The following is a 14,191-nucleotide window of genomic DNA, read 5'->3' as shown; positions in this document are numbered from 1 at the left end:
CGTGCGCAGCATGACGCGCCAGCGAATGGTCGAGGTTCGGGGCGTGGTGGAAAGGGAAGACCGATGAGCACCGGCATGCCGTTCTCCGACCTGATGGGCGTGGAGATCCTGGAGCGGTCCAAGGATCGCGTGCGGGGGCGTCTCGTGGTCCGCGACGACCTCTGCACCGCCGGCGGGATCCTGCACGGCGGCGCGTACATGGCTTTCGCCGACGCCCTGGGGGCCATCGGCGGCGTGCTGAACCTGCCGCCCGGCGCCCGCACGACGACGCTGGAGAGCAAGACCAACTTCCTGCGGGCGGCCCCCGCGGGTTCGGTGGTGGAGGGGGAGGCCGCGCCGCTGCACGTCGGGCGCCGCTCCAGCGTCTGGCAGACGCGGATCACGGACATGGACGGCAAGCTGCTCGCCCTCGTCACACAGACCCAGATGACGATCGAACCCTAGGCCGCGTAACGCGCCGCCACCTTCCGCAGCCCATCCAGGACCCGCTGGACGCCGGCGTCCGGAAGGTCGGGGTTCATCAGCAACCGCCACGCCCGGAGGTGCACGCCCACCGCCGCACGATCGTAATGACCCGTGGTGCGGAGATGGTCGATGAGGTCGCAGAGGCTGGTCAGCGCCTGGTCGATGGCGGGCGTGCCGCAGACGGCGCCGGCGCCGATGCCGCGCACGGCGATGGCGTAGAGGTCGGTCAGCGCAGCATCGTCGAAGACGGGCCCAAGGCGTTCGAAGGCGGCGTCGGCCAACTCCAGCAGGGCGACCAGCTCGGCGACGCACGAGGGCTTGAGCGTGTCGAGGTTCGCCTGCGCGCGCTCGAGGGCGTCCGCGACCGTCAGACCGCCCGGGGTCTTGAGGATCTCGGCCAGTCGCAGCTTGGGAAAGACGAAGCGGACGGCGCTCATGAGGCTTGGCGGACTTCGGGCGTGGGTTGAGACACGGACTGACCGGCTTCGGCCTCGGCGGCCGCCTGGGCGGCGAGATCCTCGCGACGGCGGCCGACGCCGTCCGGCGGCCCGTCGTTGCGGAAGCGGCGATCCGGTCCGACGTAGCCGCCGGAGAACAGGAAGGGCCGGCCTTCCTTGGCCACCCACAGGATCCGCTCCAGCATCACCTTGGGCGCGATCGGCTTCTTGATGATGATGTGTCCGCCGCAGTCACGCGCGCGAACCACGTCGCTGGCGGGCGTGTGGGCGGTGGTGACAAGCACGGGCGTGTAGCAATTGGGCTCCTTGGCCTCGGTGCGCAGCCATCGCACGAAATCGTAGCCCTGGCCCGACGGGGCCATGCCGTCGACGATGGCGAGGTCGAGCTCATAGTTGGAGGCGACTTCCTGCGCCTGCTCCACGGTGGTGCAGCGATAGAGCGTCTTGGCCCCCAGGCCGGTGACGATCTGCACCAGGATCGACATGCCGAGCGGCGTGTCGTCCAGCAACATCACGGCGGCGCGGTCCAGATTGAAGCGCGCACGAGAGGCGGCATCGAGCGACATGGCCTGCCCCCTGACCTCCGCACACCGGCCATCATCGGCCTTCTCGGGGCGGAGCTTAGGGGTGAGTTCCGTTAACACGAGCTTTCCGGGCGCCGCGCCCTCCGGGCCACCTGGAGGGGAGTCGGGCGACGGCGCGCCGGCGGGACCCCCAAAATGGGTAACTCCGCAGATAGTTGACTCCGTCAAATGTACGGCGTCACAGTGGAGGCATGACGGCTCCGCAGGACACCGTGGCGGTCATCCGCCGCTTCAACCGGTTCTACACCCGCGCCATCGGGGTGATGGACCGAGGCCATGTCGGCAGTCCCTACACCCTGGCCGAGACGCGCACGCTCTATGAGATCGCGACCTCGGGCGGGGTCACGCCCAAGACGGTGACCGAACGCACCGGGCTCGATCCGGGATACCTCAGCCGCATCCTCAAGCGCCTGGAACGCGACGGGCTGGTGGTGCGGGAGCGCTCGGACGTCGACGGTCGAAGCGTGGTGCTGCGGCCCAGCGGCGAGGGCGCCCGGCTGATGGCCGAGCTGCAGCAGCGGTCGAACATCCAGGCCGAGGGCCTGATCGCCGAACTGTCGGCGGCGCAGCGGGCGGAGCTGGCGGCCGCGCTCGAGACGGTGGAAGCGCTGCTCGACGGCGGGCGCGCCCCCGAGCCGTGGCGCCTCGCCGAGCCGGAGCTCGGCGACTACGGCTGGGTGGTCCAGTCGCACGGCGAGATCTACGGCCGGGAGTATCACTGGGACCACCGGTTCGAGGCGCTGGTCGCGCGGATCGTCGCCGACTTCGTGGACGACTTCGATCCCGCTCGCGAGCGCTGCTGGATCGCCAAGCAGGGCGGCCGCAACATCGGCTCGATCTTCCTGGCCAAGGGGGACGATGAGACGGCGAAGCTGCGGCTGCTGCTGGTGGACCCTTCGGCCCGTGGCCTGGGGGTCGGGCGCAAGCTGGTGGACGAGTGCATCGCCTTCGCCCGGCAGGCCGGCTATCGGCGGATGACGCTGTGGACCCAGAGCATCCTGACGGCGGCGCGCGCGATCTACGCCAGCGTCGGCTTCGAACTGAAGGACTCCTGGCCCAACCGCGACTTCGGCGGGTTCGGCCTGACCAGCGAGCGCTGGGACCTCGACCTGTAGCGGGCTAGCCCGCCATCTTGAGGATCGCCGCCCACTCCGAGGAGCTGACCGGCGAGACCGACAGGCGCGACTGGCGGATCATCGCCATCTCGGCGAGGGCGGGATTGGCCTTCATGTCGGCCAGGGTCACCGGCGACGTCAGCGGCCGGACCGGCTCCAGCTCTACGGCGACGAAGCGGCCGGAGGGGTCGCTGGCGTCGGGGAAGGCTTCCTTCGACACCCTGGCGACGCCGACGACGGCGAGGCCTTCCTGGGAGTGGTAGAACAGCACCTCGTCGCCGGCCTTCATGGCCTTCAGGTGGAGCGCGGCGGCGTTGTTGCGCACGCCGTCCCAGACCGTGCGCCCGTCGCGCTGCAGATCCTGGAAGCTGTAGGTGTTGGGCTCCGACTTCACGAGCCAGTTGGCCATGTTGCGCCCCCTCAGAGTTCGGCGAGCACCGCCTCTCCCATCTGGGCGGTGGTGAGCTTGCCGCCAAGGTCGGGCGTGCGCGCGCCCTTGTCCAGCGCTCGGCCGACGGCGGCGAACAGGCGGTCGGCGAGGTCGGCGCGATCCAGCGACCAGCGCAGCGCCATTTCGAACGACAGGATGGCGGCGAGCGGATTGGCCACGCCCTGTCCCGCGATGTCGGGCGCCGAGCCGTGGATCGGCTCGTAGAGGCCGGGCTTGCCCGCCACGCCCAGGGCCGCCGAGGGCAGCATGCCGAGCGAGCCGGTGAGCTGGGCGGCGGCGTCCGAGAGGATGTCACCGAACAGGTTGTCGGTCAGCAGGACGTCGAACTGCTTGGGCGCCTTGACGATCTGCATGGCGGCGTTGTCGGCCAGGATGTGGGTCAGCTCGACGTCCGCGTACTCGCGCTTGTGCAGATCGGTGACGACCTCGCGCCAGAGCAGGCCGGAATCCATCACGTTCGACTTCTCGGCGCTGGCCACCTTGTTGCGCCGGCCGCGCGCCAGCTCGAAGGCGACGCGCGCCACCCGCTCGATCTCGGCCGTCGTATAGACCTGGGTGTCGACGGCGCGCTTGCCGCCGCCCGGCAGGTCTTCGATGTAGCGCGGCTCGCCGAAGTAGATGCCGCCCGTCAGCTCGCGGACGATCATGATGTCCAGGCCCTCGACCAGCTCGCGCTTGAGGCTGGACGCATCCGCCAGGGGCTTGAAGCAGAGGGCCGGGCGCAGGTTGGCGAACACCTCCATGCCGGCGCGCAGGGCGAGCAGCCCGGCTTCGGGGCGCTTGTCGCGCGGGGCGCCGGCCCATTTCGGTCCGCCGACGGCGCCCATCAGGACGGCGCGCGCCTGCTTCGCGGCGGCCAGCGCCTCGTCGGTCAGCGGAACTCCGTGCGCGTCATAGCTCGCGCCGCCGAACAGCCGCTCGTCGATGGTCAGGTCTGGGGCGAGCCGTTCCGCCACGCGGCGCACCTCGGCGGTCACTTCCGGCCCGATCCCGTCGCCGGGCAGGAGGAGCAAGTCGGTCATCGTAGGTCCTGAAGGCTAGAGCGGCGTCTCGGCCGCGACGTCGTAGAGCGTCAGCCGCCGATCGGAAACCCCGAGCGCGGGCCAGGCGGCGCGCCAGTCGGCGAGATGCGGGGCGGCGAAATGGGTGTCGAGCGCGGCGCGGTCCCGCCAGACCTCAAAGACCCAGATCAGGCCAGGCTCCTGCACGTCGAGCGCGTACGAATAGGCGAGGCACCCGTCCTCGGCCCGGCTCCTGGCCAGCATGGCGTCCATGTGCGGCCGGAAGGCGTCGAGGTTCTCGGGCGGCACGCGGACCGTGCCGGCGACGATCAGACTCATGCCTCTTCGAGCCAGGGCTGCGAGAGCGCCCGCTTCATCTCGTAGAGGTCGATATCGTTCTTGGCCTGGAGGGTTTCGCCGATGGCGTCGAGGCCCCGGAGCATCTTGTCCTTGCGCGTCGGGTCGATGTCGAAGTGGAACACGGCGCCCGACGGAGAGGTGACCGTCTGGGCGGCCAGGTCGATGGACGCCACGTGGTTGCCGCCGCGGGCCTCGTCCATCAGCTGCTGGATCTCCTCGGCCTTGAGCACCACCGGCAGCAGGCCGTTCTGGAAGCAGTTGTTGTAGAAGATGTCGGCGAAGCTGGTGCTGATCACGCAGCGGATGCCGAAGTCCATGAGCGCCCACGGCGCGTGCTCGCGCGATGAGCCGCAGCCGAAGTTGTCGCCGGCGACGAGCACGCCTGCGCCCTTGTACTCGGGCCGGTTCAGGACGAAGTCGGGAACCTCTCGGCCCTGCTCGTCGAAGCGGAAGTCGTAGAACAGGCCGCGCGCCAGTCCCTTGCGGTCCACGCCCTTCAGGAACTGCTTGGGGATGATCTGGTCGGTGTCGATGTTGGCCAGCGGCAGGGGCGCGATCTTGGCGTCGAGGCGGGTGAAGGCTTCCATCAGGCGGGTTCCAGGGCTGGTTCTGCGCTGAGCATGAGGGTGGGAACGCCGGCGGGGGCGTCGCGGACGGTGAAGACCTTGGTCCCGGGCTTGCGGCCGGGGCGGACCTCGGAGACGTCGAAGCCGGCGGCGGCGATGCGCGCCTGGGCGGCGTCCGGCTCGTCGACCCGCCAGGCGAGGCCGCCGAAGCGGTCGGGCGCGTCGGTGGCGGGCTCGCCGATCTTCGCGCCGATCTCGATCACCGCGTCGCCGGCCCGGAAGAAGAGCTGGCGCGCGTTCCACTGGGGGTTCTCGCGGTCGAGGCGCAGGTCGAGGCCGAGCTTGGCGCCATAGACGGCGAGGGCGCGGTCGACGTTGCCGGTATAGACGACCACGTGGTCAAGCTTCGCGACGGGCGCTTCGCCGGTCGGTCCGGACAGCGGCCAGGGCTGGCCGTCGCGCGGCGGGGCGATCAGCAGCACCTGCAGGCCGCCTGTCGTCTCGGCGGCCGGATTGGAGCCCAGCCAGTAGCGCTTGCGGCCGTCGTCATGGGTCGAGCGGGTGAGCGCGGGCTCGGTGGTCTTCAGGCCCCGCCGGTTCATCAGCCGGGCGAAGGGGGCGAGGTCGTCGACCGTGCGGCCGACGGTGAAGGCGACGGCCCAGATCCCTTCGCCGTGAGCGTCGAGATGGGCGCGCATGCGGTCGCCGAACGCGCCCTCGCCATGCGGGCTGATGACGTCCAGGGCCATGTTCGGGAACTGGAACCAGGCGTGGCGGGCCCCGCCGTCGCCGCCCAGCCAGTTCGGCGCGACGCCCAGCAGGCGCGTGTAGCCGGCCACGGCCGCGTCGAGATCGCGGACCGCGAGCGCGACGTGGTCCAGGCCGGAGATCATGGGACCGCGATCACAGGAAGTCCCGGACGTCCGCGATGTGGCCGGCGATCGCCGCGGCGGCGGCCATGGCCGGGCTCATCAGGTGGGTGCGCCCGCCGCGACCCTGCCGGCCTTCGAAGTTGCGGTTCGAGGTGGAGGCCGAACGCTCGCCCGGCTTCAGCCGATCGGGGTTCATGCCGAGGCACATGGAGCAGCCGGGCTCGCGCCAGTCGAAGCCGGCGGCCTTGAACACCTGGTCCAGGCCCTCGGCCTCGGCCTGTTCGCGCACGAGGCCCGAGCCCGGCACGACCATGGCGCGGACGTGCGGCGCGACCGTGCGGCCTTCCAGGATCTTCGCGGCGGCGCGCAGGTCCTCGATGCGGCTGTTGGTGCACGAGCCGATGAAGACCACGTCGATCTTCGCCTCCGTGATCGGCTGGCCAGCGGCGAGGCCCATGTATTCCAGCGCCCGGGCGGCCGAGGCGCGCTTGTCGGGGGTGGCGAAGCTGTCGGGCGCCGGCACCGTCGCGGTGACCGGGATCACGTCCTCGGGGCTGGTGCCCCAGGTGACGGTGGGCGCGATCTTCGACGCATCCAGCACGATCTCGCGGTCGAAGACGGCGTCCTCGTCGGTGAAGAAGCCCTTCCAGTAGTCCAGGGCCATCTCCCACGCCCCGCCCTTCGGCGCGGCCGGGCGGCCCTTGAGGTAGTCGAAGGTGGTCTCGTCGGGCGCGATCAGGCCGGCCTTGGCGCCGCCCTCGATGGTCAGGTTGCAGAGCGTCATCCGCCCTTCCATCGAAAGCGCTCGGACCGCGGAGCCCGCGTATTCGATGACGTAGCCGGTGCCGCCGGCCGTGCCGATCTCGCCGATGACGGCCAGGGCGTAGTCCTTGGCGCCGACGCCGGGGACGGGCTCGCCCTCGATGCGGACGCGCATGTTCCGGGCCTTGGCCTGGCGGAGCGTCTGGGTGGCGAGCACGTGCTCCACCTCCGAGGTGCCGATGCCGTGGGCCAGCGCCCCGAAGGCGCCGTGGGTCGAGGTGTGGCTGTCGCCGCAGACGATGGTCATGCCCGGCTGGGTGCGGCCCTGCTCGGGGCCCACCACATGGACGATGCCGTTACGGACGTCGCCCATCGGATAGTATTCGATGCCGTACTCGGCGACGTTCCTGCCCAGGGTCTGGAGCTGCAGGCGCGCTTCTTCGTCGGCGACCGCATCGACGCCCAGGGCCTGGCCCTCCGTCGGGATGTTGTGATCGGCGACGGCGAGGGTGCGATCGGGGCGGCGGACCGGCCGGTTGTTGGCGCGAAGCCCGGCGAAGGCCTGGGGCGTCGTCACCTCGTGGATCAGGTGCAGGTCGATGTAGAGGATCGCCTCGCCGTCCTGTTCGGCGACGACATGGGCGTCCCAGATCTTGTCGTAGAGGGTCTTGCCGGGCATGGCGCGCATCTAGGTCCCCGGGGGCGCGCACGTCTAGTGCTGCGATGCCGCAATCGACGCGCGGTTGCAGCAAAAATGTGCCCCAACATTGCCGCGCAGCCATTTTGCGAAGCCTGACCTTGGGTTATGCATCCCCGTATGCCCGGGACCCTCGATTGGGATTTGTTGCAGAGCCTGCATGCAGTGCTGGAGGCCGGGAGCTTCTCGGCCGCAGCGCGCCTGCGGCGCCTGACCCAGCCCACCCTCGGCCGTCACATCGACCAGCTCGAGCGACAGCTGGGCGCGCCGCTGTTCCTGCGCAGCCCGCGGGGCCTGCAGCCGACCGACCTCGCGCTGGCGCTCGCGCCCCATCTGGCCGACATGGCCGCGGCGGCGGGCGCGGCGGGGCGCGACGCGGCCGGAGCCAGCGACGACGCCGGCGGCGTGGTCCGCGTCGCCGCCAGCGAGATCATGGGCGTGGAGGTGCTGCCGGCCATCCTCGCGCGTTTCCGCGAGGCCCATCCGCGGATCGACGTGGAGGTGGCGGTCTCCAACAAGCTGGAAGACCTGTCGCGGCGCGACGCCGACATCGCCGTGCGGATGGCGCGGCCGACGCAGAACGCCATCGTCGCCAAGAAGGTCGGCGAGCTGGGGTTCGGCTTCTACGCCACCGCCCGCTACCTGGAGCGGAACGGGACGCCCGAGGACCTGCGCAGCCTCGAGCAGCACGCGCTGATCGGCTACGACCGCATGACGCCGCCGAAGGTGGACGTGGAGATCGGCCGGCCGATCACCCGGGACATCTTCTCGCTGCGGACCGACAGCGACGCGGCCCAGCTGGCGCTGCTGCGCGCCGGGTTCGGGGTGGGCGTCTGCCAGCACCAGATCGCGCGCCGCTCGGACCTGGTGCAGGTCCTGCCCGGGACCTTCGCCTTCCGACTCGACGTCTGGATCTGCATGCACGAGGCGCTGCGCAGCAATCCCCGCATGCGGCTGATGTTCGACCACCTGGCGGCCGAGCTCGGCGCCTATGTGGCGGAGGCGGCATGAAAACGGCGGCCGGATCGCTCCGGCCGCCGTCTCGAAATCCTGATGGACCTTGGAAGCCTCAGGCTTCCGGGGTCTCGGTCGGCTCGTCCTTGGCCGCGGCGGTCATCTGACGCTCGGCGATCCGGGCCGACTTACCGCGACGGTCGCGCAGGTAGTACAGCTTGGCGCGACGAACGACGCCGCGGCGCTTCACCTCGATCGACTCGATCATCGGCGACATGATCGGGAACAGGCGCTCCACGCCTTCCCCGAACGAAATCTTGCGGACGGTGAAGCTCTCGTCGACGCCCTGGCCGCCACGGGCGATGCAGACGCCCTCATAGGCCTGGACGCGCTCACGGTCGCCTTCCTTGATCCGGACGTTCACGCGCACGGTGTCGCCGGGGCGGAACTCCGGGATCTTGCGCGCCGCGAGCAGGCGGTCGGCTTCTTCCTTACGGAGCTGTTCAATCACGTTCATCGTCGTCTTCCTTACTGGGCTTTACCCGCCCTTTGCCTGTTGATTGGCGGTCCGCTTCGCCCAGAGGTCCGGACGTCGCTCCCGCGTGGTGACTTCGCGCTGCTCCTGGCGCCAGCGGCGGATGGCCGCGTGGTTGCCCGAAAGCAGCACCTCGGGGATGTCCTGACCCTCGAACGTCCGCGGTCGGGTGTACTGCGGATGCTCGAGGAGGCCGTCCTCGAAACTCTCTTCACTCAAACTCTCGGCCTGCCCCAACACACCGGGAACCAGCCGAACGCACGCCTCGATCGCCACCAGGGCCGCCGCCTCGCCGCCGGCGAGGACCGCGTCACCGATCGTGACCTCCTCGAACCCGCGCGCGTCGAGCACCCGCTGGTCCACCCCTTCGAACCGGCCGCACAGGACGATCAGTCCCGGACCGTCGGCCCATTCCCGCACGCGCGCCTGGGTCAGGGGCCTGCCCCTGGCGCTCATGTACAAAAGCGGGCGTTCGCGCCGCTCCACGCTGTCGAGCGCGGAGGCGATCACGTCGGCCCGCATCACCTGTCCAGGACCGCCACCCGCGGGGGTGTCGTCGAGGAAGCCGCGCTTATCCTTGGAAAAGGCCCGAATGTCCACCGTTTCCAGGGACCACAGGTTCTGCTCGCGCCACGCCGTGCCGATGAGCGAAACGCCCAGCGGCCCCGGGAACGCGTCCGGGAACATGGTCAGCACGGTGCAGTCGAACGACATGGCGGCGTCAAAGCGCGCATGGCGTCCGCGGCGTCAAGCCTTGCCGCCCGGCCGCACCACGCGTATCGCCGCTTCCATGAGCGAAACGGACGCGCAAGACGAGACCCTGGTCGAGACGCTGCAGCTGGAGCGGATCGAGGAGAACCTGTTCCGCGGGACCTCCCCGGACACCTCGCCCGGCCGCATCTTCGGCGGCCAGGTGATCGCGCAGTCGCTGCTGGCGGCCTACGAGACCGTCGAGGCCCGCCTCTGCCACTCGCTGCACTGCTATTTCATCCGGCCCGGCGACCCGACCGTGCCAATCGTCTTCGAGGTGGACCGCTCGCGCGACGGCGGCAGCTTCACGACCCGCCGGGTGGTGGCCATCCAGCGCGGCAAGCAGATCTTCAACCTGGCCGCCTCGTTCAAGGACCCGGAAGAGGGCTTCCGCCACCAGGCCGAGCGGCCGGCGGGGCCGCACTGGAGCGAGCTGCGCGACCAGCATGAGGTGCTGCGCGAGCTGATGAAGGATGCGCCCGAACAGGCGAAGCGCTGGCTGTCCCGGCCGATGCCGATCGAGATGCGCTCGAAGGATGCGCGCACCTACTGGATGGAGGGGCCGAAGGAGCCGACATCGCAGAACTGGTTCCGGTGCCGCACCCCGATCGGCGACGACCCGCGCATGCACCAGGTGATCCTGGCCTATGCGTCGGACATGAACCTGCTGTCGACGGCCATGCGACCGCACCAGGTGCACTGGCAGACGCCGGGCTTCCAGTCGGCGAGCCTGGACCACGCCATGTGGTTCCACGCGCCCACGAACTTCAACGACTGGCACCTCTACGCCCACGACAGCCCGTCGGCCTCGGACGGTCGAGGCCTGATCCGCGGAGCCATCTATGCCGAGGACGGGACCCTGATCGCCTCGGTGGCGCAGGAAGGGCTGATGCGGATGCGCGAGGCCAAATAGAGCGGCCTCTTCCCATGCCGCGGCGTCGGGCGTAATCCGTCGCGCCTTCGCACTTGCAGCAAAGCCCGGCCGCCATGGACACCCAGACCCTCATGCAGACGCTCAAGCTGGAGCGGCTCGAGGTGAACCTCTTCCGGGGCACGACGCCCGAGGAGGAGTCGCGCATGCGGATCTACGGCGGCCAGGTGATCGCCCAGTCGCTGCTCGCCGCCTACGAGACCGTGGAGGCGCGGGTCTGCCACTCGCTGCACTGCTATTTCATCCGGCCCGGCGACCCGAACGTGCCGATCATCTTCGAGGTCGACCGCTCGCGCGACGGCGGCAGCTTCACCACGCGTCGGGTGATCGCCGTCCAGCACGGCCAGCAGATCTTCAACCTGGCGGCCTCGTTCCAGGTCGAGGAGGACGGCTTCGAGCACCAGGCCGAGATGCCGGCCGCGCCGCACTGGGACGAGGTGGAGGACGACCGCGTGGCCCAGCTCAAGCTGGCCGAGAAGCTGCCGGCCGAAGCCCGTGAATGGCTGGAGCGGCCGCAGCCGATCGAGATGCGCACGGTGGGCGGACGGTTCGACCTTCGGCGGCCGGAGAAGATGGACCCGGTCCAGCAGGTGTGGTTCCGCGCCAAGGACCCGATCGGCGCTGACCCGGCCATGCACCAGGTGATCCTGGCCTATGCCTCGGACATGAGCCTGCTGGGAACGAGCCTTCGCCCGCACGCGGTGAACTGGCGCACGCCGGGCATGCAGACGGCGAGCCTGGACCACGCCATGTGGTTCCACCGGCCGACCGACTTCAACGAGTGGCACCTCTACCACCAGGAGGCGCCGTCCGCCTCGGGCGGCCGGGGCTTCAACGTCGGGCAGATCTATCGGGCGTCAGACGGCGCGCTGGTGGCGAGCTGCGCCCAGGAAGGCCTGATGCGGCTCAGGAAGCCGAAAGCCTGACGGCTATTCGGTCTCTGACGGCTTCACGCCCACGACGACGCCGTCGCCGATGCGCACCTCCGGCACGGCCTCGCGGGTGAAGGGCAGGTACCAGCTCGCGCCTTCGGGAGGCTGGACCTCGAGCAGGTCGCCGGCGCCGAAATCCTGGACGTTCTTGATGGTCCCGAGCGGCTCGCCCTCGGGCGTGACCACCGACAGCCCGATCAGGTCGGTGACGTAGAACTCGTCCTCGTCGGGTTCGGGCAGCGCCTCGCGCGGGATGTAGAGCTTCAGGCCGCGCAGCGCCTCGGCCTGTTCGCGGGTCTCGACCTCGGCGGCGCGCACGACAAGGCCGCCCTTTGCAGGGCGGCCCGAGGTCAGGGTGAGCGCCGGAGCGCCGTCCTCGCGCTGCAGGTCGCGGTAGTCCAGCAGGGCCGAAGGATCGGCCGTGAAGCTGGTGATGCGGACCTCGCCGCGGACGCCGAAGGCGCCCGCGACGCGGCCCACGAGGATAAGGCTGTCGCCCACCCGGATCGCTTAGGCTTGCTCTTCGCCTTCGGCGGCGGGAGCGGCCTCTTCGGCGGCCGGAGCTTCTTCTGCAGCCGGAGCCTCTTCGGCGGCGGCTTCGGCGGCCGGGGCTTCCTCAGCCGGAGCCGCTTCAGCGGCGGGGGCTTCCTCGGCGACCGGCTCTTCGGCCGGCGGGGCGGCGGCGGCCTCAGCGGCGGCGGCGGCGCGGTCGGCTTCGCGCTGGGCGCGTTCTTCCGCACGTTCCTTGGCCTTCGTGCCCGGCTCGCCCTTCTTCGGGTTGCTGCCGGCTTCCCACTTCACGATGCCGAGCTTGCCCAGTTCGCGGGCGACGCGGTCGGTCGGCTGCGCGCCCTTGGCGAGCCATTCCTGGATGCGCTCCTGCTTCAGGACCACGCGGTTCGGGTCGTCCTTCTTCAGCAGCGGGTTGTAGCTGCCCACCTTCTCGATGAAGCGGCCGTCGCGGGGCGAGTGGCTGTCGGCGACGACGATCGAGTAGTACGGGCGCTTCTTGGCGCCGCCACGGGCGAGACGGATCTTCAGCATTCTCTCTAGTCCTTGGTCTGAAAGCTATTTCTTGAAGGGATTGAAGCCCGGCGGCAGGCCGCCGCCGAGGCCGGGAAGTTTGGGGAGGCCGCCGAGCGCGCCCTTGGGCCCGCCCATGGTCTTCAGCTGAGCCTGGATCTCTTCCATCTGCTCAGGGGTGGGCGCGGGCTGGCCGGTCATCTGGGCGATCTTGCCGATGTCCATGTTCCCGCCGCCCAGCATCTTGGCCATCTGGCCGAAGCCCTTGCCGCCGTTCTTGGACAGCGCCTTGAAGGCGTCGGCCATCTGACGGTGCTGCTTCAGCACGCGGTTGACCTCGGCGACGTCCACCCCGGCGCCAGCCGCGATGCGGCGCTTGCGCGAAGCGGCCAGGATGTCGGGCTTCTCGCGCTCGGCCTTGGTCATCGAGGAGATGATGGCGATCTGGCGGTCGAAGGTCTTGTCGCTGATCCCGCTCTCGGCGATCTGCTTCTTCATCTTCTGGACGCCGGGCAGCATGCCCATCAGGCCTTCCATGCCGCCCATGCGCTTCATCTGGCGGAGCTGCTCGGCCATCATGTCGAGGTCGAAGCGGCCCTTGGCCAGCTTCTTGGCCATGGCCTCGGCCTTGGCCATGTCGAGGTCCTGGGCGGCCTTTTCGACAAGGGCGACGACGTCGCCGCGGCCCAGGATCCGGCCGGCCACGCGATGGGCGTCGAAGACATCGAGGCCGTCGATCTTCTCGGAGACGCCCAGGAACTTGATCGGCAGGCCGGTGACGGCGCGCATCGACAGCGAAGCGCCGCCGCGGCCGTCGCCATCGGCGCGGGTCAGCACGAGGCCGGTCAGCGGCAGGCGCTCGTGGAAGGCCTTGGCCGTGCGGACCGCGTCCTGGCCGGTCAGGGCGTCGGCGACCAGCAGGGTTTCGGACGGGTTCGAGATCTTCGCGATCTCGGCCGCCTCGTTCATCATCGCCTCGTCCAGCGTCGTGCGGCCGGCGGTGTCGAGGATGAGGACGTCGTAGCCCTGCAGGCGCGCCGCGGCCATCGCGCGGCGGGCGATCTCCGGCGCGGGCTGGCCGGGAACGATCGGCAGGCTGTCCACGCCGGCCTGGGTCGCCAGCATGGCGAGCTGTTCCATGGCGGCGGGGCGACGGGTGTCGAGCGAGGCCAGCAGGACCTTCTTGCGCTCCTTCTGGAGGCGCAGCGCCAGCTTGCCGGCGGTGGTGGTCTTGCCCGAGCCTTGGAGGCCGGCCATCAGGATGACGGTCGGCGGGTTGGCCGAGATGCGCAGGCCTTCCGGCTCGGCCTCGCCGCCCAGCATCTCCACCAGGCCGTCGTAGGTGATCTTGATCACCTGGTCGGCGGGCTTCACCGAGCGGATCACCGCCTCGCCGGTGGCGCGCTCCTTGGCCTTGTCGATGAACTGGCGGACGACGGGCAGGGCGACGTCGGCCTCGAGCAGGGCCACGCGCACCTCGCGCATGGCCTCGTCGATATCCTTCTCGGACAGCACGCCGCGACCGGAGAGCCGGTCGAAGACGGTTGTCAGCCGATCAGAAAGCGCGTCGAACAAAGCTCACTCCTATGGCCCAAACGCAATCAGCCCCCGTGGACGATTGCGTCGACGGGGGGCCTCGCCGCCCTCGTCCCACATAAGGCCCAAGTGGGCTTCGGGGGGTCGTGGCGGTAGAGGGCGCTGATCGAGATCAGGGCCGGAAGGGCGCGCTTATGCC

At 70.0% G+C, this 14,191-nt stretch carries 18 protein-coding genes; 5 read left to right on the top strand and 13 right to left on the bottom strand.

The window, feature by feature from the left end:
• Window positions 1–63: 63 nt before the first annotated feature.
• Window positions 64–444: a PaaI family thioesterase gene (locus ACO2Q0_RS07555; protein WP_423350885.1), complete on the top strand. Its 381-nt coding sequence runs from the start codon at window positions 64–66 to the stop codon at window positions 442–444.
• Here ACO2Q0_RS07555 and ACO2Q0_RS07550 read toward each other — a convergent pair.
• Window positions 441–902 carry a hypothetical protein gene (locus tag ACO2Q0_RS07550; protein WP_423350884.1) on the bottom strand — a complete coding sequence of 154 codons (462 nt, stop codon included), beginning with the start codon at window positions 900–902 and terminating at the stop codon, window positions 441–443. The genes ACO2Q0_RS07555 and ACO2Q0_RS07550 overlap by 4 nt on opposite strands.
• Window positions 899–1,489 (bottom strand): response regulator transcription factor, encoded by a 591-nt coding sequence (locus ACO2Q0_RS07545; protein WP_423350883.1) that lies wholly within the window; start codon window positions 1,487–1,489, stop codon window positions 899–901. The genes ACO2Q0_RS07550 and ACO2Q0_RS07545 overlap by 4 nt, the downstream gene beginning before the upstream one ends.
• 209 nt (window positions 1,490–1,698) lie before the next feature.
• Between ACO2Q0_RS07545 and ACO2Q0_RS07540 the strand changes: the two genes are divergently transcribed.
• Entirely contained in the window at window positions 1,699–2,622 is a 924-nt protein-coding gene (locus tag ACO2Q0_RS07540; protein ID WP_423350882.1) for a bifunctional helix-turn-helix transcriptional regulator/GNAT family N-acetyltransferase, read from the top strand.
• Window positions 2,623–2,626: 4 nt separating this feature from the next.
• On the opposite strand, the gene ACO2Q0_RS07535 is transcribed toward ACO2Q0_RS07540, so the two are convergent.
• Genes ACO2Q0_RS07535 through leuC form a run of 6 tightly spaced genes read right to left on the bottom strand, consistent with a single transcriptional unit; the run spans window position 2,627 to window position 7,313 of the window.
• On the bottom strand, window positions 2,627–3,031 hold the full coding sequence (locus ACO2Q0_RS07535) for an EVE domain-containing protein (RefSeq protein WP_423350881.1): 405 nt from the start codon (window positions 3,029–3,031) through the stop codon (window positions 2,627–2,629).
• An 11-nt stretch (window positions 3,032–3,042) separates the two neighbouring features.
• Window positions 3,043–4,095 (bottom strand): 3-isopropylmalate dehydrogenase, encoded by a 1,053-nt coding sequence (leuB, locus tag ACO2Q0_RS07530; RefSeq protein ID WP_423350880.1) that lies wholly within the window; start codon window positions 4,093–4,095, stop codon window positions 3,043–3,045.
• A gap of 15 nt (window positions 4,096–4,110) precedes the next feature.
• Window positions 4,111–4,413, bottom strand: coding sequence for a putative quinol monooxygenase (locus tag ACO2Q0_RS07525; RefSeq protein WP_423350879.1), 303 nt, complete (start codon window positions 4,411–4,413; stop codon window positions 4,111–4,113).
• On the bottom strand, window positions 4,410–5,021 hold the full coding sequence (gene leuD, locus ACO2Q0_RS07520) for a 3-isopropylmalate dehydratase small subunit (protein ID WP_423350878.1): 612 nt from the start codon (window positions 5,019–5,021) through the stop codon (window positions 4,410–4,412). Before leuD ends, ACO2Q0_RS07525 begins: the two co-directional genes overlap by 4 nt.
• On the bottom strand, window positions 5,021–5,893 hold the full coding sequence (locus tag ACO2Q0_RS07515; protein ID WP_423350877.1) for a VOC family protein: 873 nt from the start codon (window positions 5,891–5,893) through the stop codon (window positions 5,021–5,023). The genes leuD and ACO2Q0_RS07515 overlap by 1 nt, the downstream gene beginning before the upstream one ends.
• A 10-nt stretch (window positions 5,894–5,903) precedes the next feature.
• Entirely contained in the window at window positions 5,904–7,313 is a 1,410-nt protein-coding gene (gene leuC / locus ACO2Q0_RS07510) for a 3-isopropylmalate dehydratase large subunit (protein ID WP_423351579.1), read from the bottom strand.
• A gap of 138 nt (window positions 7,314–7,451) precedes the next feature.
• Between leuC and ACO2Q0_RS07505 the strand changes: the two genes are divergently transcribed.
• Window positions 7,452–8,342: a LysR family transcriptional regulator gene (locus tag ACO2Q0_RS07505; RefSeq protein ID WP_423350876.1), complete on the top strand. Its 891-nt coding sequence runs from the start codon at window positions 7,452–7,454 to the stop codon at window positions 8,340–8,342.
• Between the two features lie 58 nt (window positions 8,343–8,400).
• Here the strand turns inward: ACO2Q0_RS07505 and rplS are convergent, their stop codons facing one another.
• Entirely contained in the window at window positions 8,401–8,802 is a 402-nt protein-coding gene (gene rplS, locus ACO2Q0_RS07500; protein ID WP_423350875.1) for a 50S ribosomal protein L19, read from the bottom strand.
• A 21-nt stretch (window positions 8,803–8,823) separates the two neighbouring features.
• Complete coding sequence (gene trmD / locus ACO2Q0_RS07495) at window positions 8,824–9,534, bottom strand: tRNA (guanosine(37)-N1)-methyltransferase TrmD (protein WP_423350874.1); 711 nt, start codon at window positions 9,532–9,534, stop codon at window positions 8,824–8,826.
• A 76-nt stretch (window positions 9,535–9,610) separates the two neighbouring features.
• Between trmD and ACO2Q0_RS07490 the strand changes: the two genes are divergently transcribed.
• Both ACO2Q0_RS07490 and ACO2Q0_RS07485 read left to right on the top strand, forming a co-directional pair.
• Entirely contained in the window at window positions 9,611–10,483 is an 873-nt protein-coding gene (locus ACO2Q0_RS07490; RefSeq protein WP_423350873.1) for an acyl-CoA thioesterase, read from the top strand.
• Window positions 10,484–10,557: 74 nt separating this feature from the next.
• Window positions 10,558–11,427, top strand: a complete 870-nt coding sequence (locus ACO2Q0_RS07485) for an acyl-CoA thioesterase (protein WP_423350872.1) — start codon at window positions 10,558–10,560, stop codon at window positions 11,425–11,427.
• 3 nt (window positions 11,428–11,430) lie between these two features.
• Here ACO2Q0_RS07485 and rimM read toward each other — a convergent pair whose 3' ends face one another.
• The 3 genes from rimM to ffh are packed head-to-tail and all read right to left on the bottom strand — an operon-like array spanning window position 11,431 to window position 14,031.
• Window positions 11,431–11,934, bottom strand: coding sequence for a ribosome maturation factor RimM (gene rimM / locus ACO2Q0_RS07480; RefSeq protein ID WP_423350871.1), 504 nt, complete (start codon window positions 11,932–11,934; stop codon window positions 11,431–11,433).
• Window positions 11,935–11,943: 9 nt separating this feature from the next.
• On the bottom strand, window positions 11,944–12,477 hold the full coding sequence (gene rpsP / locus ACO2Q0_RS07475) for a 30S ribosomal protein S16 (RefSeq protein WP_423350870.1): 534 nt from the start codon (window positions 12,475–12,477) through the stop codon (window positions 11,944–11,946).
• 24 nt (window positions 12,478–12,501) lie between these two features.
• Entirely contained in the window at window positions 12,502–14,031 is a 1,530-nt protein-coding gene (gene ffh, locus ACO2Q0_RS07470) for a signal recognition particle protein (protein ID WP_423350869.1), read from the bottom strand.
• Window positions 14,032–14,191: the final 160 nt, after the last annotated feature.

It is taken from the genome of Phenylobacterium sp. VNQ135, assembly GCF_049445735.1.
In the GTDB taxonomy this organism is placed as follows: domain Bacteria; phylum Pseudomonadota; class Alphaproteobacteria; order Caulobacterales; family Caulobacteraceae; genus Phenylobacterium.
The sequence above is the reverse complement of the archived record's forward strand: the minus strand, read 5'-3'. Positions and strand labels throughout refer to the sequence as shown.

Coding starts and splice junctions, on each gene's coding strand:
- ACO2Q0_RS07555 (WP_423350885.1), top strand. CDS start 64: ATGAGCACCGGCATGCCGTTCTCCGACCTGATGGGCGTGGAGATCCTG.
- ACO2Q0_RS07550 (WP_423350884.1), bottom strand. CDS start 902: ATGAGCGCCGTCCGCTTCGTCTTTCCCAAGCTGCGACTGGCCGAGATC.
- ACO2Q0_RS07545 (WP_423350883.1), bottom strand. CDS start 1,489: ATGTCGCTCGATGCCGCCTCTCGTGCGCGCTTCAATCTGGACCGCGCC.
- ACO2Q0_RS07540 (WP_423350882.1), top strand. CDS start 1,699: ATGACGGCTCCGCAGGACACCGTGGCGGTCATCCGCCGCTTCAACCGG.
- ACO2Q0_RS07535 (WP_423350881.1), bottom strand. CDS start 3,031: ATGGCCAACTGGCTCGTGAAGTCGGAGCCCAACACCTACAGCTTCCAG.
- leuB (WP_423350880.1), bottom strand. CDS start 4,095: ATGACCGACTTGCTCCTCCTGCCCGGCGACGGGATCGGGCCGGAAGTG.
- ACO2Q0_RS07525 (WP_423350879.1), bottom strand. CDS start 4,413: ATGAGTCTGATCGTCGCCGGCACGGTCCGCGTGCCGCCCGAGAACCTC.
- leuD (WP_423350878.1), bottom strand. CDS start 5,021: ATGGAAGCCTTCACCCGCCTCGACGCCAAGATCGCGCCCCTGCCGCTG.
- ACO2Q0_RS07515 (WP_423350877.1), bottom strand. CDS start 5,893: ATGATCTCCGGCCTGGACCACGTCGCGCTCGCGGTCCGCGATCTCGAC.
- leuC (WP_423351579.1), bottom strand. CDS start 7,313: ATGCCCGGCAAGACCCTCTACGACAAGATCTGGGACGCCCATGTCGTC.
- ACO2Q0_RS07505 (WP_423350876.1), top strand. CDS start 7,452: ATGCCCGGGACCCTCGATTGGGATTTGTTGCAGAGCCTGCATGCAGTG.
- rplS (WP_423350875.1), bottom strand. CDS start 8,802: ATGAACGTGATTGAACAGCTCCGTAAGGAAGAAGCCGACCGCCTGCTC.
- trmD (WP_423350874.1), bottom strand. CDS start 9,534: ATGTCGTTCGACTGCACCGTGCTGACCATGTTCCCGGACGCGTTCCCG.
- ACO2Q0_RS07490 (WP_423350873.1), top strand. CDS start 9,611: ATGAGCGAAACGGACGCGCAAGACGAGACCCTGGTCGAGACGCTGCAG.
- ACO2Q0_RS07485 (WP_423350872.1), top strand. CDS start 10,558: ATGGACACCCAGACCCTCATGCAGACGCTCAAGCTGGAGCGGCTCGAG.
- rpsP (WP_423350870.1), bottom strand. CDS start 12,477: ATGCTGAAGATCCGTCTCGCCCGTGGCGGCGCCAAGAAGCGCCCGTAC.